Raw genomic sequence first — 20504 nt, 5'->3', positions numbered from 1 at the left:
GAATTTATCCGCCCGGTGGTTGAGCTTCTCAGGTGGCCGATTGCGGCTTGCCGCTTGAGCCCGAGTGTGCAAACTGGAAGGCCTTGTGCGATATCGAGGCGGTTTGATGAAATCGACGAATAAAGCGGCGGGAGCCGACTGGTGGCGCGGGGCAGTGATCTATCAGGTCTATCCGCGGTCGTTTCAGGACACGGATGCCAACGGCCTTGGCGACATCAAGGGCATTACCCGACGCCTGCCTCACATTGCCGCACTCGGGGTCGACGCAATCTGGCTGGCGCCGTTCTTCACCTCGCCGATGGCCGACATGGGCTACGACGTCGCCGATTATTGCGACGTCGATCCGATCTTCGGCACGCTTGCCGATTTCGATGAGATGATGGCGGCAGCGCACGAGCTCGGGCTCAAGGTCATTATCGACCAGGTGATCTCGCATACGTCGGACCGGCATCTCTGGTTCGTGGAGAGCCGGGCAAGCCGCGACAATCCCAAGGCGGATTGGTATGTCTGGGCTGATCCGAAGCCGGATGGGACGGCGCCGAACAACTGGCTGTCGATCTTCGGCGGCCCCGGCTGGGAATGGGACGGCGTGCGCCGGCAATATTACCAGCACAACTTCCTGACATCGCAGCCGGATCTAAACTTTCATAGCCAGGAGGTTCAGGACGCGGTGTTGGCGGCCGTCAAATTCTGGTTGGACCGGGGTGTCGACGGTTTCCGCCTGGATACGGTCAACTACTATTTCTGCGACAAGAAGCTTCGCGACAATCCGCCGGCGCTCGTCGCGACGGGCGGGCTCGATGCACCCGAAAGCAACCCTTACGGTATGCAGAACCACCTCTACGACAAGACGCAGCCGGAGAATATCGGTTTCCTGAAGCGCTTCCGCGCATTGCTCGACCAATACGAGAACCGCACGACTGTCGGCGAAGTGGGCGACGGCGCGCGCTCGCTGGAGACGGTGGCCGCCTATACCAGCGGCGGCGACAAGCTGCACATGTGCTATACGTTCGATCTTTTGGGGCCTGATTTCACGCCGGCGCATTTCCGCCGTTGTGTCAGCGACTTCCAGGACAATGTTGTCGACGGCTGGGTCTGCTGGGCCTTTTCCAACCACGACGTTCAGCGCCATGTCAGCCGCTTTGCCAAAACGGAAGAAGAGCAGCCGCGCGTTGCGAAGCTTGCGATCTCTCTGCTTTCGACGTTACGCGGCTCGATCTGCCTGTATCAAGGGGAAGAGCTCGGCCTGCCCGAGGCGGAGCTTGCCTTCGAGGATCTGCGCGATCCCTACGGCATTCGCTTCTGGCCGGCCTTCAAGGGGCGTGACGGATGCCGCACGCCCATGCCCTGGGAAGCGAGCCGCGCCCATGCCGGCTTTACGACGGCCGAGAAATCATGGTTGCCGGTTCCCTACCAGCATGCGGCGCTTGCGGTCGACAAGCAGGAGGTGGACGCGGATTCCGTACTGCATCACTATCAGCGGACGCTGGCCTTCCGTGCAGAACATGCCGCATTGCGCGATGGCGACATGACCTTTCTTGATACCGAGGAGGATGTCCTCGCTTTCACGCGCTCCAAGGGAGAGGAGACGCTGCTCTTCATCTTCAATCTCTCCCGCAAGCCTGTGAAGGTTGCCTTGCCCGAGGATATCAAGCTTGGCAAGACGATCGCCATGCCAGGGTTTGGTACGGCTGATGCCGGGGCGACGGTGGCGCTTGCCGCGCTTGATGTTTATTGCGGCAAGCTCGCCTGATCAGCCGATCAGCATGAACTTGTCGACATCGACCAGGCCTTTGTCCGATATCTTCAGATGCGGGATGACGGGCAGGGGCAGGAAGGCGAGCTGCAGGAAGGGTTCTTCCAGCGTCGCGCCAAGGGCATAGGCTGCCTGGCGCAAGTGGTGCAGCGTGTCGCGCACACTTTCATAGGGCTCGAGGCTCATCAGGCCGGCGACGGGCAGGGCGATTTCACCTGTCACGACGCCATCCTCGACGACGACGAAGCCGCCGTTGATATCGCTGAGGCGGTTGGCGGCGAGCGCCATGTCATCCTCATTGACGCCGACGACGCAGATATTGTGGCTGTCATGGCCGACTGTGGAGGCGATCGCGCCTTTCTTCAAACCAAAACCTTGGACGAAGCCGTTGGCGTGGTTGCCGTTCTTGCCGTGCCGTTCGATGACGGCGACTTTGATGATGTCGTTGCCGAGGTCGATATCGGTCTGGTTGCCGTTGGTCGGCAGGCGATAGCGGCAATGTTGGGTGATGATCTTGCCGGGCGTCACGCCAATGACGGAGCTTTCGCCTTCGGTGACCGGCACGCCGAAATCGGCGGCGTTGATCGGGCGGGCCTTGACGCTATCGAGGCCGACCGGCGCAATGGTACCGCGCGTGGCAAACAGCTCGGCCGTCACCCGCCTGCCGGCGGAAAAGACCATCTCGGCCTTGCAGTTCTCCAGGCTGTCGACGATGACGAGATCGGCGCGCCAGCCGGGCGCCACCAGGCCGCGGTCGCGCAGGCCGAAGGCGCGGGCGGCGGAGATGGAGGCGGCGCGATAGATTGCCAGCGGCTCGACGCCATGTGCGATCGCCGTGCGGATCATGTAATCGAGATGGCCCTGTTCGGCGATATCAAGCGGATTGCGGTCGTCGGTGCAGAGTGCCAGATGCGGCGACAGGCGCTCGGTTATGATCGGCATCAACGCGTGCAGATCCTTGGAGACGGAGCCTTCGCGCACCAGCACATGCATGCCCTTGCGGATCTTTTCGAGTGCCTCTTCGGCGGTGGTGGACTCATGTTCGGTGCGGATGCCGGCGGCGAGATAGCCGTTGAGATCGTTGCCGCGCAGCAGTGGCGCATGGCCGTCGATATGGCCGCCCTGGAAGGCCTCGAGCTTCGCCATGCAGACGGGATCCTTATGGACCACGCCGGGGAAATTCATGAATTCGGCAAGGCCGATCACCTGCGGATGATTGCGGAAGGGCAGGAGTTTCTCGATCGGCAGATCGGCGCCGGAGGTTTCCAGATGCGTCGCGGGCACGCAGGAGGAAAGCTGGACGCGGATATCCATGATGGTTTCCAGCGAACAGTCGAGGAAGTAGCGTATGCCCTCGGTGCCGAGCACGTTGGCGATTTCATGCGGATCGCAGATGACTGTGGTGACGCCGTAGGGAAGGACGCAGCGGTCGAATTCGAGCGGCGTTACCAGCGAGGATTCTATGTGGAGATGCGTGTCGATGAAGCCCGGTACGACGACGCGGCCGGCAATATCGATCTCTTTGCGCCCCTGATAATCACCGAAAGTGCCAACGACGCGATCGCCGCAGATGGCGATGTCCGAAGCAACCAGCTCGCCCGTCACCAGATCGAAGAACCGGCCGTTCTTCAGCACGATATCCGCTGGCTCCCGGCCAACGCCCTGGTCGATATAGCGTTCGAGTTTGGTGGTCATGGTGTTTTCCTGCATCTACTTTGATTCCGTATTGCCCCTCACCCTAGCCCTCTCCCCGTTTTACGGGGAGAGGGGATCTGTCCGAATATGTTGATAGAGCTGTGTTTCATACGGCGAGACGTGAAGGCTCCCTCTCCCCGCTTGCGGGGAGAGGGCTGGGGTGAGGGGCTACTTCGAAGACGCAGCCGGAAGAAACTTGAAATCGCGGGCTATTACGGCTTCGGTCAATCGGTCCTCGCAGATTGCAACGATGGTGTCGAGCACGGATGGCATGTCTGCAATGACGTCAATGTTCCAGAAGCGAGCGACGGACCAGCTCTTTGCCGTCATGAATTCGTCGCGGATTGTGTCACGCCCGCTGACTGCATGTTGGCTGCCATCGATCTCGATCACCAGACAGCGTTCCCGACAGGCAAAATCGGCGAAGTAGGGACCGACTGGAAACTGCCGAACGAATTTGAAACTGTTCAGTCGTCGGTTGCGCAGCTCCGACCAAAGTTTCGCTTCGGCATCATTGTCCACTTGCCGAAGGCTGCGTGCGCGATTTGTTGTTTTAGGTTCTGGGCCGCGCATCTCGGTGTCCGTTGGAAAAAGCCCCTCCCCCTAACCCTCTCCCCGCAGGCGGGGAGAGGGGACGTTCGCGAATTCGCCGATGTCACTTTGCCTCATTGAGGTGAGGGCGCGCTGTAGCCGCTTCAGGTATTATTCTGCAAGATCTCTCTCAGTTTGCCGAACAGTTCGTCGATGTGGTGCTTTTCGATGATGAGTGGCGGCGAAAGCGCGATGATGTCGCCGGTGGTGCGGATCAGCAGGCCCTTTTCGTAGGCCTTGAGGAAAGCGGTGAAGGCGCGCTTGGTGGGCTCGCCGGCGATCGGGTCGAGTTCGATGGCGCCGATCAGGCCAGTGTTTCTGATGTCGATGACGTTCGGGCAGTCCTTGAGCGAATGCAGGGCGTCGGCCCAGTAGTCGGAAAGTTCGGCCGCGCGCGTGAGAAGGCCTTCTTCCTTATAGGTGTCGAGCGTCGCAAGCGCCGCGGCAGAGGCGATCGGGTTGCCGGAATAGGTGTAGCCGTGGAAGAACTCGATCATGTGTTCGGGTCCCTGCATGAAGGCGTCATGGATCTCCGAGGTGACGAAGACCGCGCCCATCGGGATAACGCCATTGGTCAGGCCCTTGGCGGTCGTGATGATATCCGGTTTCACATCATAATATTGGGCGGCAAAGGGCGCGCCAAGGCGGCCGAAGCCGGTGATGACCTCATCGAAGATCAGCAGGATGCCGTGCTTGGTGCAGATTTCGCGCAGCTTCTGTAGATAGCCCTTCGGCGGGATCAATACGCCGGTGGAGCCGGCAATCGGCTCGACGATGACGGCAGCGATGGTCGAGGCGTCGTGCAGCGTGACGATGCGCTCAAGCTCGGTGGCGATATCGCCGCCATGCTCTGGCTCGCCACGCGTGAAGGCGTTCTTGCCGGGAACATGCGTGTGCGGCATGTGGTCGACGCCAGTCAGCAGTGTGCCGAACATCTTGCGGTTGGTGACGATGCCGCCTACGGAAATGCCGCCGAAATTGACGCCGTGATAGCCACGCTCGCGGCCGATGAGACGGAAGCGTGAACCATTGCCCTTCACGCGGTGATAGGCAAGCGCGACCTTGAGCGCGGTTTCGACCGATTCCGAACCGGAATTGGTATAGAGAACATGGTCCATGCCCTCCGGCGCAATGTCGACCAGCCGGTTCGCCAGCTCGAAGGCCTTGGGATGGCCAAGCTGGAAGGCCGGGGCATAGTCGAGTTCGCCTGCCTGCTGGCGGATCGCCTCCGTGATCTTGGGGCGGCAGTGTCCCGCGTTCACGCACCACAGACCCGCCGTTCCGTCCAGTACCTGCCGACCGTCGTGGGTGGTGTAGTACATATCCTTGGCGCTGACGAAGAGGCGCGGTTCCTTCTTGAACTGGCGGTTGGCCGTAAACGGCATCCAGAAGGCGCGCAAATCGTTGGGGGTGGCATTCAAACGGTCCGACATGCTGTTCTCCAATGGCCATTCGGGGGCCTGTTACCCGACCGCGGCGCCGCGCCGCGCGATTATATTTACTGCTTGGTCAAATTATCAGCCGGCCTTTTTGCGTCAAGGCAAAGATAGGGTCGGGGGAGGGAGGCTGGTATCCGGCAGGGATTGGATCGCGGCATGCCGACGGCGCCAGGCGAGGAATTATCCGTGTGGTGCGGGCTCGTCCGGACATGAAAAAACTGGCAAATCCGGAGATTTGCCAGTTAAAGCAGTAAAACACCTGGTAATGAAAGCAAGTCGATCTTTCAGGGTCTAAAGTGTCCCCCACGGATCGTCTGTCGACAGGCCTTGAGCTATTGAAAGCTCTTAAGCAGCCGATCTACTTTTTTCCGGCTCGCAATAAATGTCTTCCAGCGTTTCAAGAACACGGATCACGGATTCTGATGTGCTGGAGTAGTAAATCGTTTGAGCATCACGACGCGTCTTGACCAGCTTCTGAGCGCGAAGCTTCGAAAGATGCTGAGAAAGTGCTGACTGGCTCAGTCCGACCTGATTGGCAAGAACGCCAACAGGAACTTCACCCTTAACGAGACTGCAAAGGATCAAAAGACGCTTCGGGTTCGCCATTGCTGATAATAATGCTGCCGCAACATTAGAGTGTTCGGCCAAATCTCTTGTCTTCATCTGTTAATCTTCCCAATGCGGAGCGTACATCAGAAACTGTGCTATTTCCAACCCGGCCCTAACCGATATCTAACAATACCAAGAGGGGTCGAAGATTGTATATACCTAAATTTAAGGTATCGAGTATGCTGTTTTAGGTATGTACGTATGATGCCTCAGCGATAATGCTGAGGTCTCCAACGTCCCATCCAGGGGCTGAATTAGACCAAAATAGGTCGATTCTTATCGTTTCGGAGCCGCAAATATGCCAATTTTGGTCACAACGGATTTGCAACCTGCGAATATTGGCCGTTTCTACGTCAGGCTGTCCACCTACTAATTCTCGCACTATTGTATGATTTTATTGCCGCCGGATTTTGTTTTCGGTTTAAAGCATCATCAGGTCTTTTGAGGACAGGATGTAGGCCCTTCCGAAGCCGCCGTTCAGGCTGGCATCGAGCGGAACGAGGCGGAAGAAGCAGAAATCCGGAAAGTCGATATAGAGCTTGGATTTCGGGTGGCGATCGAGAAAGAGCGTTCGTATGCGATCGTGCGCCTGGTTTTGCCGATCGATGCGCTCCGCGCTGCAGCGTAAGGTCAGGCGGGGATGGGCGAGGGGGTCGCCCTTGCCAGGCTCGCCGAAGAGCGCCGAAGCCCGGCTGTCCTTCATCAAAGCCTTGGTATGTGACGAGAGACCGGAGACCAGGATGACCGGAGCGCCATCGGCATCCATGGCGATCAGGACGCGGCTAACGGAGGGAAAGCCGGTTTCGAGGTCGATGACGGCCAAGGCCGCATGTGCGGCTTTGTGCATGAGGTCGCGCGCCTGAATGCGCGCATCCTCATCCGTTTCCCTGATCACCGATGGTTTATCGTTCATTACCTGCTCCATGAATTGAAGAGCAGTCGCGAACGACTACTCCTTTCGCCGGTGGCTGGTCAGGCCCGACACCACGTCCTGCGCCGAGATCGTTCCAATAATCGTGCCATTGTCAACAACGCCGATATTGCCTGGCTGGCGTGTCAGAGCGTCGAGGATGTCGACAAGCGGCGTTGTGGCGGTTGCCGTGGCGGTGACGGAGCCGGCATTGGCAGAATGTCCGACGCCCTGCTGCATCACGTCGCGCGCCGTCAGCATGCTGATCGGGTTCATGTGCTGTACGAAGTCGGCCACATATTGATCAGCCGGATTCTTGACGATCTCCTGCGGCGTTCCGCACTGGATGATGTGGCCGCTTTCCATGATGGCGATACGGTTGCCGATGCGGAATGCTTCATCCAGATCGTGGCTGACGAAGAGGATCGTGCGTTTCAGGCGGCGCTGGAATTCCAGAAGCTCGTCCTGCAGGCGGGTGCGGATCAGCGGGTCAAGGGCCGAGAACGGCTCGTCCATCAACAGGATCGGCGCACCGGTCGCAAAGGCGCGGGCGAGGCCGACGCGTTGCTGCATGCCGCCCGACAGTTCGTTGACCTTGCGATTGGCCCATTGCGCGAGATTGACGAGCTGGAGCTGTTCGTCGACGCGCTTCTTGCGCTCGGCTTCCGGCACGCCGGCAAGCTCGAGCCCGAAGCCGACATTGTCGGCCACCGTTCGCCAGGGCAGCAGCGCAAACTGCTGGAAGACCATGGAGACGGTGTGCATGCGCAGGTCGCGCAGGGACTTGGGGCTGCAGGAATAGGGGCTGACGGCGCCGTTCTTGGTGTTGACGGAGACTTCGCCGCGCACCACCGGCGCCAGGCCGTTGACGGCGCGCAGCAGCGTCGATTTGCCGGAGCCGGATAGGCCCATGAGCACCAGGATTTCGCCTTCCTCGATTTGCAGCGAGGCATTGGCGACACCGAGCACCATGCCCGTCGACTTGCCGATCTCGTCGCGCGATTTGCCTTCGTCGACGAGTTTCAGTGCGGCATCGGGACGATCGCCGAAGATGATGCTGACATTCTTGAAATCGACGGCGACGGTCATGAGCGGTCTCCTTCGCCGGGCGCGCGGAACATACGGTCGAGAATGATCGCTAGGATGACGATGCAGGCGCCGGAATCGAAGCTCTTGGCGACGTTGACGCTATTCAACGCGCGCAGAACCGGCACGCCGAGGCCGGGGGCGCCGACGAGTGCCGCGATCGAGACCATCGAAAGCGACAGCATGATCGTCTGCGTCAGGCCGGCCATGATCTGCGGCGTGGCGAAAGGCAGCTCGACCTTGCGCAAAACCTGGCGTGGCGTCGCGCCGAAGGATTCGGCCGCTTCCACCAGCGAAGGGGGAGTGGAAATGATGCCGAGGCGCGTCATGCGGATCGGTGCGGGAAGGGCAAATACGACGGTGGCGACCAGGCCCGGGACCATGCCGAGACCGAGCAGGATCATTGCCGGCACAAGATAAACGAAGGTCGGGATGGTCTGCATCAGATCGAGGATCGGCCGCATGATGGCGTAAAGCCAGGGACGTCGGGCTGCCGCGATACCGAGGGGGACGCCAACGAGCATACAGACGAAGGTGGAGGCCAATACCAGCGCCAGCGTCTCGGTCGTCTCTTTCCAGTAGCCCTGGTTGATGGTGATCAGCAGGCCGATCAAGGTGAGGACCGTGATCGTGACGCTCCGGCGCATCCAGTAGGCGATTGCCGTGAAGACAACGACGACGATCAGCGGATGCGGTGCCTGCAAGACGAACAGCAGTCCGTTGATTCCGTGCGCGACAACGAAGGAAAGGCCGTCGAAGAACCATGTGACATTGCTCGTCAGCCAGTCGACGACGGCTTTGGCCCATGGCCCGATGGGGATGCGGTAATCGGTTAACCAGTTCACGTCTTTGCCCACGATTGGGGGCGGCGTTTTCCGACTGTTACTTATGGTTCCGGAAGTGCCGCCGAAGAATAACGGTCTGTCACGCCACACGGATCTTGTCCGGGTGGTGGCGGGACGCGAAAGCAAGCAGTCCGTTCAAGGAAGAGAAAGGGGCGGTTTGGCCGCCCCTCGATCCGTCCTCGTATTACAGGCCGAGCTTGGCCTTGACCGCCGCCAGGCCGTCGCCGCCATCCTTGGTGGTGACGCCGGCGAGCCACGGCGTGATTGCCGTCGGGTTGGCCTTCAGCCATTCCGTGGCAGCCGCTTCCGGCTCCTTGCCGTCGTTCAGGATCTTGCCCATGATCTCGTTTTCCATCGGCAGCGAAAAGACGAGATTTTTAACGAAGGTGCCGACGTTCGGGCATTCCTGGAGATAACCGGCCCTGACGTTTGTATAGACGGTCGCACCACCGAAGTTCGGTCCGAACACGTCGTCACCGCCGGTGAGGTAGGTCATCTTGTAGGTGGTGTTCATCGGATGCGGCGCCCAGCCGAGGAAGATGATCGGCTTGCCTTCCTTGTCAGCGCGGGAAACCTGCGCCAGCATGCCCTGTTCGGACGACTCGACCACTTCGAAGCCCTTGAGGCCGAAGGTGTTCTTGTCGACCATGTCGATCACCAGGCGGTTGCCGTCATTGCCCGGCTCGATGCCATAGATCTTGCCGTCAAGGTCGTCCTTGTGGGCGGCGATGTCCTTGAAGTCCTTGATGCCGAGATCTGCGCCCTTTTGGTTGGTCGCCAGCGTATACTTGGCGCCTTCCAGATTGGCGCGGACGGTCTCGACCGATTTGTCCGCCGCGAACGGCTTGATGTTCTCGGCCATGGAGGGCATCCAGTTGCCGAGGAAGACGTCGATGTCCTTGTTCTTCAGCGACTGATAGGTCACCGGCACGGCGAGCACCTTGACGTCGGTGTCGTAGCCAAGCGCCTTCAGGAGAATGGAGGCGGTGGCCGTCGTGGACGTGATATCGGTCCAGCCCACATCGGCGAAGTGCACGGTGCTACAGCTTGCCGGTTCGGCTGCGGAGGCCGTGGTGGCGCCCAATGTCAGTGCGGAGAGAGTTGAGGCGAAAGCGATTGCAGTAAGGGTCATTTTTATCATTGCGTGACTCCCAGTCTAACGTTCCCAAGCAACCATCAATAACTGACATTTTCAAGCGACCACAGTGTATTTGCGGCGGTTTGAGGGGGCTGAATGCGACGCCCGTCTTTTTCTGTCCACCTGTGGCCAAGGCTTTTGCGCCCTGAGCGAAGCACGCCTGAATCCTGTGGTTTTCGCCGCGACCATCTTTTCTTATCGACCTGGAGCACCCATGAAGCATTCAAGGAGAATGTCATGGCCAAGCTCTACTTCCATTATTCGACGATGAATGCCGGCAAATCGACGATGCTGCTGCAGGCTGCCTATAATTATCAGGAGCGCGGCATGCGCACCGCAGCCTTCATTGCAGCCCTCGATGATCGCGCCGGGCGTGGCACGATCGCCTCGCGCATCGGCCTGACGATGGATGCCTTGCCCTTCGAAACCAGCGACGATCTCTATGCGATGGTCGATGAAATGCATGCGAGCGAGCCGCTTGCCTGCGTCTTCGTCGACGAGGCGCAATTTCTGACGCGCGAGCAGGTCTGGCAGCTTGCCCATATCGTCGACCGCCTCGGCCTTCCGGTCATGACTTACGGGCTGCGCACGGATTTCCATGGCCGCTTGTTTCCGGGGTCGCAGGAGCTGCTGACCATTGCCGACGAATTGCGCGAGGTGCGCACCATTTGCCATTGCGGGCGCAAGGCGACGATGGTCGTGCGCCTGGATGCCGCCGGCAAGGTCGTTCACGAAGGGGCGCAGATCGAGATCGGCGGCAGCGACAAATATGTCTCGCTCTGCCGTCGTCATTGGGAAGAGGCGATCACCTGCGAGTGAAGCGCCTCCAAGCCTTCGATAGCGTTGCGGACTCTCTTCGGCATATGGTCATCCGTCGAGATTGAGCTGATCTGGAGGGATGATGAAATTGCTATGTCTGATGTCGATGGCCATTGTGCTTGCCTCGACCTCTTCCGTGCTTGCAGACGGCGATGCGGTCGCAGGCGCTGTCGTTTTCAAGAGATGCGCCGCCTGTCACACGGCGACCGGGCCTGACAATCGGGTTGGCCCCTCGTTGATGGGGGTCGTCGGACGAGCCGTCGCAAGCAAGCCGGATTATGCCTACTCGCCGGCGATGAGGGCATTCGGTGCGGATGGCAAGGTCTGGGATGAAGCGCTGCTGCGAAAATATCTGCCGGCGCCGCAATTCCTCGTCAAAGGCACGCGGATGACGTTCCCGGGTCTGAAAAGCGACAAGGACCTCGACAACCTTATCGCCTATCTGAAGAATCCTGCTGCTGCCCAATAGTTTTCGAGCATTTCCTTCGCCTCAGGAAGCCGCTAGTCTCGCGTCAAAGGTAGGGGAGGGAATGCTTTCATGGTCAGGCCTCATTCCTTCGATGGCATGCTCGATAAGGCGCGAACGACGCTGGATGACGCCATGAACGACGCGAATTCGGCGGTGGCGACGCTCGCCGGTCACGCCAGGGGGGGCGAGCGCGTCGAAGTCGTCAATTTTCCTGTCGAAGAAGCATCTGTCCGCGAAGCGATCGAACTGCTCGACCGTTGGAAATCGGTCGCCCTGTCGCTGGTCAAGGAGCTGGATCATGCGACCGAGGAGGCGGACCTGCAGCATCGGCGATTGTTCAACGAGAAGCTCGGTCTTGAAAATGCGAACCTGCTCAGCCGGACGCTGGCGCGGGGACCCATGAAGCCGGAGGCTATCATCGCCGATCTCGATACAGTCCTGAACGTATCGGCCGAACTCGATCTTCTTTTCAAGCAGGCAAGACCCGTATTCTCACGATGCTTTCATGACTGCGAACTACAGCTAGAAGGCGTGATCGAACGTCGGCGAAAACTCGATTTCGATATAGAGGAGATGCAGCGCCGGGCCGATGCCCTGGCGGAAAAGCTCATGTATCAGCGGCGCAACCGCCCATCCTCGCGCCATGCCGATCTGCAGTCCGAACTCGAAGGGGACTATCGTGCACTGATGGCGGAGCGGGATGATATTCGGCGGCAAGAACAGGAACTTCAATCCCGCCGGACGGTGCGACAGCGCCTGATAGACATTTATGAAGGGCTGGCGGCGGCTCTGAATGGGCAGATCGCCGCCATCGGCGCCATGGCCGCCAAGCTGACCATCGATATCGAGCAGCGGATTGCCTTGCTCAAGGCATTGGCGGCAGAAGTGGCGTCGGCATCGACCACGGTTTCGCGAACGGGAGCGGTTGAGAGCCTGATCCAGGCGTTCGAGGCGAATGTGCTGGCGGGGCATGACCTTGCCGTGCGCAAGGCTCATGTCGATGCCGTCTTCAAAAGACGGCTGGAGCCGCATCCGCTACCCGTGTCCACTGACCCGAGCGGAGCAACGGAAGAGGCGCAACCTGAGGGTTGACTGTCGCGCGGCACTGAAAATTCCATGCGGACGGTTGTTGTTTTTCCCAAGAACACATATTTGCTGGAACGTGAATGGCGATAAGGACTTAATGATCCGAGGACCGCGGCGATTGTCGCGATGTCCATCGCGCAGGTTTGGTGTGGTGCGTCCTTTGCGTGTCGGCGGGATGCGCGGTACGGTTTAGGAGGCGTGTCCATGCTTGACTCGATCACGGCATTCTTCAAGCGGATCTGGGCCGCTATCATACGATGGCTGGGATTGGTTTTCGTCGGGCTTAGCTGGCCATTCCTTGCAGCACATGGCTGGTATCGGCAGCGCAACTGGCTGATCAAGCTGCCGGTCGCCGCCTTCGTGACGCTGATGGTGCTGCTCTATATCTATTTCGTTTGGCAGACGCAGGTCTGGACCGGGTTCAATCCGGCCTATCCGGACGTCTACAAATTCTCCGAGCGCAAATATTCGGCCGGGCAGGAACTGCCTACAACGGATGGCCAGCAGGCCGCCGCAACGGTGCCCAAGACCTGCCAAACCTCGGCTGTCGTCGATGTTGCCACCGATCTGATCGATTTCAACGTCAACCAGAATGCCTGGATTTCGTCGATGCTGCTCTACAAGCTCGGCTTCTTCGGCATTTCATGGGATGACACGCCGTTCCTGGACAACAAGGCTTCCTTCCAGCGGGGTGTCAATTCTGTTGTTCGCCGTACCTCGGCCGAGCTGGTCGATACGCTCGGCCGCGTGCGCGGAACCTCCGGCATCAACAGCGATCTGCAGAAGGCGCGCGGCAACCTGCAGTTCGACGAGTCCAGCTGGTATTTCGGCCTGCATCCTTTCGGACCGAAGACGCCGAGCCCAAGCTATTATCGCGCCGCGATGACCAATCTGCGCAGTTTCAATAGCGACCTCGGCAACTGCAAGGCAATTTTCGACGGGCGTGCGGACAATCTCCTGCAGTTCGTCGACCACATTGCCAACGATCTCGGCAGCACGGCAGACATATTGGCGAAGCGTGCGGGGGATCACAGCTATGGTTGGCTGGACATGCGGGCCGACGATCGCTTCTGGTTCGCTTATGGTCAACTTTACGCGAGCTATGGCATTCTGACTGCGGCCCGCTCGGATTTCCAGCAGGTGATCGCCGAGCGCAATGTTGGCACGCTTTGGGCTGACGTCACGACGCAATTGCAGACAGCCTTGCGCATCCAGCCCTTCATCATTTCCAATGGGCCGGAAGACAGCTCCTTCATGCCGAGCCATCTCGCGACCATGGGCTTCCATATTCTGCGGGTACGTTCGAGCCTCGTCGAAATCCGTACGGTTCTGGGCGGTCGCTAAACAAGAAGTAGACTGCCGGTCCATTCCGGCGCGGCAGGCATGCACCGACGCTGAGCCTGGTCGCCAGGCTTAGTCCGGAGAGTGCTTGAGCGAGGGCTCGCCTAGCTGATCAGCTTCAGGCGAATGGCTTTTGCGACGAGCTGCGTGCGGTTGACGCAATCGAGCTTCTTGATCGCATTCATCATATAGGCGTTGACCGTATGGTCGGAGAGGGTGAGGATCTGGCCGATCTCCACCGAGGTCTTCCCTTGGGCGGTCCAGCGAACCACTTCCAGCTCACGTGCCGAAAGCGAGTGCGGCGCGGCACTATCGTTGCGCTTGAGGCAATTATAAGCATCGAGCGCCTGCAGCATGATCAGGGTGAGTTCGTTGATCTCACTCTGGCCAAGACTGTTGCGATTGCCCATGAACCAGAAGACGAGGCGTTGACCATCCGGGGCGTTGACCGGAATGATGACGCTCATCGGACAATTGTAATTGATCAGGAGCGCGCGAAGTTCGCGCGGCAGATCGGCGTCGGGTTCGGCGTCCTTTTCCAGCAGATGCCAGGAGCGCGGCATCACCGAATCGCGCGTGCGCAACAGCATTGGACAACGGCGAACGAGCTGATGGCGATCGAATTCACGTACGAACTGAGCCGGCACCGTCCCCTCGATGAGCAACGGCGTCATCATCGTGTCGTCGGGAACCGGGGCGTTCATGAGAGCCATATGGCTGAAGCCAAAAGCTGACCCCGTTCGTTCCAGGGCCAGTGCAAAGGCCACTTGCGTCCGAGCAGCAGCCAGCTCGGCAGAAAGCAGCAATTGTCTCTCGGCAGTAATGATATAGGACATATGAGTTGAAGCGCCCACAGCGTGTTATCGTTATCAAATACCGGATTTATGAGTGAATGCTAGACGCAAAAATACCACAGGACCAGAAATAATTTCATTTTCATATATTTTAATATTCAGACATGTAAAGCTACGCAAATCCTCGCCCAAAATGGTCATTAAGCGTAAAAATAGCGTTTCCGTCGGCCTAATTTCGACGGAGCCATACATTTTGCGTCGACCTCGGCAGCTAAAGAGCAACCCGGCGAAACGCATTTGCTAGGTCAAAATGAGGCCTGAATGTGCGTTTTGGACCGGGCGGCCCGGAGCTGGCAGAGAGGCTCGACTTGATCCAAAACTGTCCCACGCCTCGCGTTAGGATTAACCGTTTATGACAGCATCAGTTCGGTTCCATCTCTTGTTGCTGAGGTCCGACGGTGCCCATTTTCTCGTCGCCAGCTCTTGCATGGGTGCAAGCAGCCAGGAGTTTCATCAAATGATGCGTTGCCGCGTCGGCGCGCCTTGCGAAGGCCCAAAGCGGTTGCTATCGGTCTTGCCAAAGTAATCGCTTGCAGGCGTATAGCTCATGAATTTTCGCTTCTTCCCGCAGCTTGCGGCGCGCTGTTGTCAAACGCTGTTATGGTTCGTCACCGGCGTTTCGCTTCTGCTTGTTTCGCCTGCGCTTGCCGAAGCGGCTGGCGTTACCGGCGGCACGCCGATGCGGTTTTTGCTCGTTCACGGCGAGATGGGCCAGTGCCGCGCCGATAACACTTGCCCGGACTGGATCTCCGCCGAAGGGCAGATCATGGCGGACACGCCAAGGAAGCTGCAGAAAATCCTGAAGCAGGTCGGCAATCGCAAATTGCCCATCGTCGTCAGCTCGCCCGGTGGCGATGTCAAGGCGGCGATGGAGATGGCGCGGATCATTCGCAAGCAGAAGCTTTCGATCGCAGTCGGCCGTACACGCTCGCGGGCATGCCCCTATGCCGAGCCGATCTGCTCTGCGGCTTTTGCCAAGGACGGCTCGATCACAGGTCAGCCATTTTCCTACGGCGCAATCTGCTTTTCCGCCTGCCCGCTGTTTTTTGCAGGCGGCATTCAGCGCGTTTCCAGCCCGTTCGCGCTGCTGGGCGTTCATCAGATCACCACGACCTACAGCGAGGTGCGCGTCCAGTACCGCACTGAGTATGAGATGGTGGACGGCAGGCGCAAGGTCATCTCCAAGAAGGAGATCGGCCGCAAATTCGTCGGCAAATACGATACGACCAAGCTCGACAAGGCGCAAAGGGCCAGGCTGGTCAGCTTCCTCGACAAGATGGGCATAGACCGGGGACTTGTCGATCTGATGCTTGGAACCGACCCGAACGGCATTCATCTGATTTCGCAGATGGACGCGTTGAGGCTGAAGCTGACGACGGAGCTTGCCGATGCCGATGCCCTGGTCTCGGCTCGTAACTGCAAGGAAAATCAATTGATTTCCGATTGTGCCGCGCCGGCTCCGTCGACGACCGATGCGCCGATGACGAGCGCATCGGCAATGGCCGGCAAGTAGCCGCTGGTCCGGCCTCAGCTATCCTTTGGCTTTGGCTTTCGCCATGATCTTCTCCAGAAAGCCCAGCAACAGTGCCGAGACGACGAAGGCGAGGTGGATGATCGTGAACCACATCAGCTTGGCATTGTCATATTGAGTGGCGTTCAGGAAGATCTGCAGCAGATGGATCGAGGAAATGGCGACGATCGAGGACGCGACCTTGATCTTGAGGCTGCCTGAATCGAGCTTGCCGATGAAGGAAACCTCACCCTGGTCTTCCGCTTCGTCGAAGCGGCTGACAAAATTCTCGTAGCCGGAAATCATCACCATGACGATGAGGCTTGCCACCAGCGCGGCATCGATGAGGCCAAGAATGGCTAGGATCATGTCGGCTTCGTCATAGGCGAAGACGTTGATCGCTACCTTGTAGAACTTATAGGCAAAGGAAACGGCGTAGACGACGAGCGAAGCGGCAAGGCCGAGATAGAAAATCACCAGGAGCCAGCGACTGGAGAGGATGATGCGCTCGACCAGCAATTCCAGGGACTTCATATCTTTGTCTTTCCTTCTCGGTTTTCATTGGATGCCGAAAATAGGCATGCCGCCGTCTTGAGACAAGGCGGTACGTTTCGACTAACAGAGTGCTTCGCCACTATTCACACCCGATACATATTGGTTTATCCCGACAGGGAAATGACCGTATGTTTGGGGGCGAGACTTATGGCGACGACCGTGGCATCCGATATCGAGATCGCGCGCGCGGCAAAGAAGCTGCCGATTACGGAGATCGGCGCAAAGCTCGGCATTCCGGCGGAAGATCTGGCACCTTACGGCTACGACAAGGCAAAGATCGGCGCCAATTTCATCGCGGCGCAGGCCGACAAGAAGGACGGCAAGCTGATCCTCGTCACGGCCATCAACCCGACGCCGGCGGGCGAGGGCAAGACCACGACCACGGTCGGGCTTGGCGACGGCCTGAACCGTATCGGCAAGAAGGCCGTGGTGTGCGTGCGCGAGGCGTCGCTTGGCCCATGCTTCGGCGTCAAAGGCGGCGCGGCCGGCGGCGGCTACGCGCAGGTCATCCCGATGGAAGACATCAACCTGCATTTCACCGGCGATTTCCATGCGATCACGTCAGCGCACAATCTGCTCGCGGCGCTGATCGACAATCACATCTACTGGGGCAACGAGCAGAATATCGATATCAGGCGCATCACCTGGCGCCGCGCAATGGACATGAACGACCGCGCGTTGCGCGATATCGTATCCTCGCTCGGCGGCGTTGCGAACGGCTTCCCGCGCGAAGGCGGCTTCGACATTACCGTCGCCTCCGAGGTGATGGCCATCCTCTGTCTGGCCTCCGACCTCAAGGATCTGGAAAAGCGGCTCGGCAATATCATCATCGGCTATCGCCGCGATCGTACGCCCGTTTATGCCCGCGATCTGAAAGCTGACGGTGCCATGGCCGTGCTCCTGAAGGACGCAATGCAGCCGAACCTCGTACAGACGCTGGAGAACAATCCGGCGCTGGTGCATGGCGGCCCCTTCGCCAACATCGCGCATGGCTGCAATTCGGTGATTGCGACGCGCACGGCATTGAGGCTTGCCGACTATGTGGTCACGGAAGCCGGCTTCGGCGCTGATCTGGGTGCCGAGAAGTTCTTCGATATCAAATGCCGCAAGGCGGGATTGTTGCCGGATGCTGCCGTTATCGTCGCGACCGTGCGGGCCTTGAAGATGAATGGCGGTGTCAAGAAGGACGATCTCGGCAAGGAGAATGTGGAGGCTTTGGTGAAGGGCTGCGCCAATCTCGGCCGGCATGTCGCCAATGTCCGCAAGTTCGGCGTGCCCGTCGTTGTCGCCATCAATCATTTCGTTTCGGACACGGAAGCTGAAATCGAGGCGCTGAAGAACTACGTCGCCCGTCTCGGCGCCGAGGCGATCCTCTGCCGTCACTGGGCCGAGGGCTCTGCCGGCATCGTTGATCTCGCGCACAAGGTGGTCGAGCTTGCCGAATCCGGTCAGGCGAAATTCCAGCCGCTCTATCCCGATAATCTTCCTCTGCTGGAAAAGATCGAGATCGTGGCCTCGAAGATCTACCATGCCGGCGAGGTCACGGCCGACAAGTCCGTGCGCGATCAGCTCAGGTCCTGGGAGGACCAGGGTTATGGGCATCTGCCGGTCTGCATGGCGAAGACGCAGTATTCCTTCTCGACGGATCCGAATGTTCGCGGTGCCCCGGAGGGTCATATTGTTTCCATTCGCGAGGTGCGGCTTTCCGCCGGCGCTGGCTTTGTCGTCGTCATCACCGGCGAGATCATGACTATGCCCGGTTTGCCGAAATCGCCGGCCGCCGAGAGGATTTTCCTCAACGATCAGGGCTACATCGAGGGATTGTTTTAAGTTCAGAATCCGATTCAACTTGTTGGTCGCGAGTTGCCGGTCGGCAGTTGCACCCGCAATTGTTGTCATCCGATCCCGCTACGATATCTAACGCATTGACCTTGGCGAAATCCGAAACAAATCGGCATGGTCCGAACATGGTTAAGACGGGGGTGGATCGTGACTGCTGATAGCCGCGCAAGTTTGGATGAGATACGAGATTTCCATGCGAAGATGATGGCAGCCGCCAGCAATTCTTCGGATGAAAGGCTGGAGCAGGCCTTCCGCCTCGTCAGGCGCGAGGCATTCATGGGGCCTGGACCCTGGCAGATTAGGGCCGGTCGCCACTACCTGGAAACGCCGAGCGCTGATCCTGTCTTCCTTTATCAGAATGTGCTCGTCGCATTGGACAAATCCAAAGGCATCAACAATGGCGAGCCGTTTCTCCATGCTGCCTTCTTGGGTGCGGTCGCGCCACAGCCGGGCGAAACCGTTGTCCATATCGGTACCGGAACCGGATATTATACCGCCATCCTGTCGACGCTTGTCATGCCAGCTGGCCATGTTCATGCCGTCGAGATCGATGAGGCGTTGGCGAGCCGCACGCGCGACAATCTCGCCTCATTCGAGAACGTTTCCGTCATCTGCGCCGATGCAACTGCGTTGGAGCTTCCGGAGGCCGATCTGATCTATGTCAATGCCGGCGTCGTGGCGCCGCCGATATCGTGGTTGCAGGCGCTGCGCCCCGGCGGCCGGATCATCATGCCCTGGCAGGCGAATGACAAGGTCGGGCTCGCCGTGCTGATTACGCGTAAAGAGCAAGGATTCAATGCTCGCGCCTTGATGCCTGCCTATTTCATCCCCTGCATCGGGGCGTCCGATCCGATGCAATCCACGAAAACTCCAAATGGCGGCGAGGCTCGCTCCATTCAATCGGTTTGGTTCACTCACGATCGAGCGCCCGATGAAACGGCGGTGGCGATCTATCGAGACCTATGGTTCTCGAATGCGGGCCTCGGGGTATGACGAGGTTCAAAGGTCGCCGCAGGACCAGGCCGACTACGCGTTTCTAATGGCAGTAACGAAAGCCGCCGTTCCTTTCGATGACGTCGAGATGAAAATGGGTCTCGTGGGCAGCATCGCTTTCCGGGTCCAGAACGGTCGTGAAATAGAGGCAGGCAGAGGCGCTGGCTGCACGCTGGAACGCGCCTGTCAGCGTCGGATCTTCGCGGCGCGGCTCGATTGCGATGGTTTTGCCGTTTTCGAAGGTGAAGCTCGCGACATCTATGGCGTTGCCGCGGGCATGCTCGGAAATCTTGCCGGTGGAAGCATTGTTGCGCAGCCGGCAGACATAGGTCGACGCCTGGTTGATCGTGACGATCTTGCCATTGTCCAATGCCTGGGCTGATGGGATGACACTTTCCTTCATCCATTGAGCCAAGGCGAGGGCGGCTTCGCAGCGCATTTTCCCTTCGGGCTTGAATTCTATGCCCGGCAACGGGGAGCTAAGCGTGATCGGCTTGTCGATGCCGCAGCCATTGCCATCGTCGATGCGGGCGATCTCCTTGAAGGTTGCTCCGATGGTGGTCAGCGCCTTCAGGCAGGCCTGGTGCTGATCTTCCGGTTCGGCTGCAATGGTCAGAGGCGGACGGGGAGGGCCTTGCATCTGTTGGCCGCTTGTCTGCTCCTCCGGCCGTGGCGCCGGCTTTTCTTCCGGTCGAGCCGTCGGCTTTTCCGCCGGAACGACAGGGCTGTCCGGTGATGCTGCGGGTTTTTCTGCCGGGATCGGTGCTTTGCCATCCGGCTGAACTTGTTCCTGATCCGGTTTTTGCTCGGGTATCGGGCCGGTCTGCGGGAGAGAGGTGGCCGTGAGAAGGATGGCCGCGGAGATTAATGAAACAATTCTAAACAGCATCAAGTAATTCAGCCAATTCTAATGATGATGCCGATAGAACGCGCGAGGCCGTCATTTCGTTGCAATTGAGCAACGTT

The 20504-nt window shown here is 59.0% G+C and carries 19 protein-coding genes; 8 read left to right on the top strand and 11 right to left on the bottom strand.

What is annotated here, in order from left to right; translation table 11 throughout:
• Positions 1-106: 106 nt before the first annotated feature.
• On the top strand, positions 107-1753 hold the full coding sequence (gene bglA / locus GA0061103_RS13105; protein ID WP_092711788.1) for a beta-galactosidase BglA: 1647 nt from the start codon (positions 107-109) through the stop codon (positions 1751-1753).
• Here bglA and ade read toward each other — a convergent pair whose 3' ends face one another.
• From ade to GA0061103_RS13065, 8 genes are all read right to left on the bottom strand, one after another.
• Positions 1754-3451 carry an adenine deaminase gene (gene ade / locus GA0061103_RS13100; protein WP_092711786.1) on the bottom strand — a complete coding sequence of 566 codons (1698 nt, stop codon included), beginning with the start codon at positions 3449-3451 and terminating at the stop codon, positions 1754-1756. It abuts the gene before it with no gap.
• Positions 3452-3619: 168 nt separating this feature from the next.
• The gene (locus tag GA0061103_RS13095) at positions 3620-4024 is read right to left on the bottom strand and encodes an endonuclease domain-containing protein (RefSeq protein WP_092711784.1); all 405 of its coding nucleotides are present in this window, start codon (positions 4022-4024) and stop codon (positions 3620-3622) included.
• Between the two features lie 122 nt (positions 4025-4146).
• Complete coding sequence (gene aptA / locus GA0061103_RS13090) at positions 4147-5475, bottom strand: omega-aminotransferase AptA (protein WP_092711782.1); 1329 nt, start codon at positions 5473-5475, stop codon at positions 4147-4149.
• A gap of 351 nt (positions 5476-5826) precedes the next feature.
• Positions 5827-6144, bottom strand: a complete 318-nt coding sequence (locus GA0061103_RS13085) for an ArsR/SmtB family transcription factor (protein WP_015340680.1) — start codon at positions 6142-6144, stop codon at positions 5827-5829.
• A gap of 367 nt (positions 6145-6511) precedes the next feature.
• The gene (locus GA0061103_RS13080) at positions 6512-7003 is read right to left on the bottom strand and encodes a HugZ family pyridoxamine 5'-phosphate oxidase (protein WP_092711780.1); all 492 of its coding nucleotides are present in this window, start codon (positions 7001-7003) and stop codon (positions 6512-6514) included.
• 36 nt (positions 7004-7039) lie between these two features.
• Complete coding sequence (gene choV, locus GA0061103_RS13075) at positions 7040-8089, bottom strand: choline ABC transporter ATP-binding protein (RefSeq protein ID WP_092711778.1); 1050 nt, start codon at positions 8087-8089, stop codon at positions 7040-7042.
• Entirely contained in the window at positions 8086-8931 is an 846-nt protein-coding gene (gene choW, locus GA0061103_RS13070) for a choline ABC transporter permease subunit (protein WP_092712785.1), read from the bottom strand. The genes choV and choW overlap by 4 nt, the downstream gene beginning before the upstream one ends.
• Positions 8932-9115: 184 nt before the next feature.
• On the bottom strand, positions 9116-10063 hold the full coding sequence (locus GA0061103_RS13065) for a choline ABC transporter substrate-binding protein (protein ID WP_425349503.1): 948 nt from the start codon (positions 10061-10063) through the stop codon (positions 9116-9118).
• A 243-nt stretch (positions 10064-10306) separates the two neighbouring features.
• Between GA0061103_RS13065 and GA0061103_RS13060 the strand changes: the two genes are divergently transcribed.
• The 4 genes from GA0061103_RS13060 to GA0061103_RS13045 all read left to right on the top strand — a co-directional run bounded on the left by GA0061103_RS13060 (position 10307) and on the right by GA0061103_RS13045 (position 13787).
• A complete protein-coding gene (locus GA0061103_RS13060; protein ID WP_075851140.1) occupies positions 10307-10888 on the top strand; it encodes a thymidine kinase in 582 nt (193 codons plus the stop codon).
• An 82-nt stretch (positions 10889-10970) separates the two neighbouring features.
• Complete coding sequence (locus GA0061103_RS13055; protein WP_092711774.1) at positions 10971-11357, top strand: c-type cytochrome; 387 nt, start codon at positions 10971-10973, stop codon at positions 11355-11357.
• Positions 11358-11426: 69 nt separating this feature from the next.
• A complete protein-coding gene (locus GA0061103_RS13050) occupies positions 11427-12449 on the top strand; it encodes a hypothetical protein (protein ID WP_092711772.1) in 1023 nt (340 codons plus the stop codon).
• A 198-nt stretch (positions 12450-12647) separates the two neighbouring features.
• Complete coding sequence (locus GA0061103_RS13045; RefSeq protein ID WP_092711770.1) at positions 12648-13787, top strand: DUF2333 family protein; 1140 nt, start codon at positions 12648-12650, stop codon at positions 13785-13787.
• Between the two features lie 101 nt (positions 13788-13888).
• Here GA0061103_RS13045 and GA0061103_RS13040 read toward each other — a convergent pair whose 3' ends face one another.
• Positions 13889-14620, bottom strand: a complete 732-nt coding sequence (locus GA0061103_RS13040) for a helix-turn-helix transcriptional regulator (RefSeq protein WP_092711768.1) — start codon at positions 14618-14620, stop codon at positions 13889-13891.
• Between the two features lie 565 nt (positions 14621-15185).
• On the opposite strand from GA0061103_RS13040, the gene GA0061103_RS13035 reads away from it, so the two are divergent.
• Positions 15186-16151 carry a COG3904 family protein gene (locus GA0061103_RS13035; protein ID WP_092711766.1) on the top strand — a complete coding sequence of 322 codons (966 nt, stop codon included), beginning with the start codon at positions 15186-15188 and terminating at the stop codon, positions 16149-16151.
• 18 nt (positions 16152-16169) lie between these two features.
• Here GA0061103_RS13035 and GA0061103_RS13030 read toward each other — a convergent pair whose 3' ends face one another.
• Positions 16170-16682, bottom strand: coding sequence for a TIGR00645 family protein (locus tag GA0061103_RS13030; protein WP_092711764.1), 513 nt, complete (start codon positions 16680-16682; stop codon positions 16170-16172).
• 168 nt (positions 16683-16850) lie between these two features.
• Between GA0061103_RS13030 and GA0061103_RS13025 the strand changes: the two genes are divergently transcribed.
• Together GA0061103_RS13025 and GA0061103_RS13020 are read left to right on the top strand one after the other, a co-directional pair.
• A complete protein-coding gene (locus GA0061103_RS13025) occupies positions 16851-18533 on the top strand; it encodes a formate--tetrahydrofolate ligase (RefSeq protein ID WP_092711762.1) in 1683 nt (560 codons plus the stop codon).
• A 159-nt stretch (positions 18534-18692) separates the two neighbouring features.
• Positions 18693-19538: a protein-L-isoaspartate O-methyltransferase family protein gene (locus GA0061103_RS13020; RefSeq protein WP_092711760.1), complete on the top strand. Its 846-nt coding sequence runs from the start codon at positions 18693-18695 to the stop codon at positions 19536-19538.
• Between the two features lie 43 nt (positions 19539-19581).
• Here the strand turns inward: GA0061103_RS13020 and GA0061103_RS13015 are convergent, their stop codons facing one another.
• Positions 19582-20427: an extensin-like domain-containing protein gene (locus GA0061103_RS13015; protein WP_092711758.1), complete on the bottom strand. Its 846-nt coding sequence runs from the start codon at positions 20425-20427 to the stop codon at positions 19582-19584.
• Positions 20428-20504 lie beyond the last annotated feature (77 nt).

Source organism: Martinezella multihospitum (assembly GCF_900094585.1).
Taxonomy (GTDB): Bacteria; Pseudomonadota; Alphaproteobacteria; order Rhizobiales; family Rhizobiaceae; genus Rhizobium; species Rhizobium multihospitium.
Note: the sequence above shows the minus strand (reverse complement) of the source record. Positions and strands in the feature narration are given on the sequence as shown.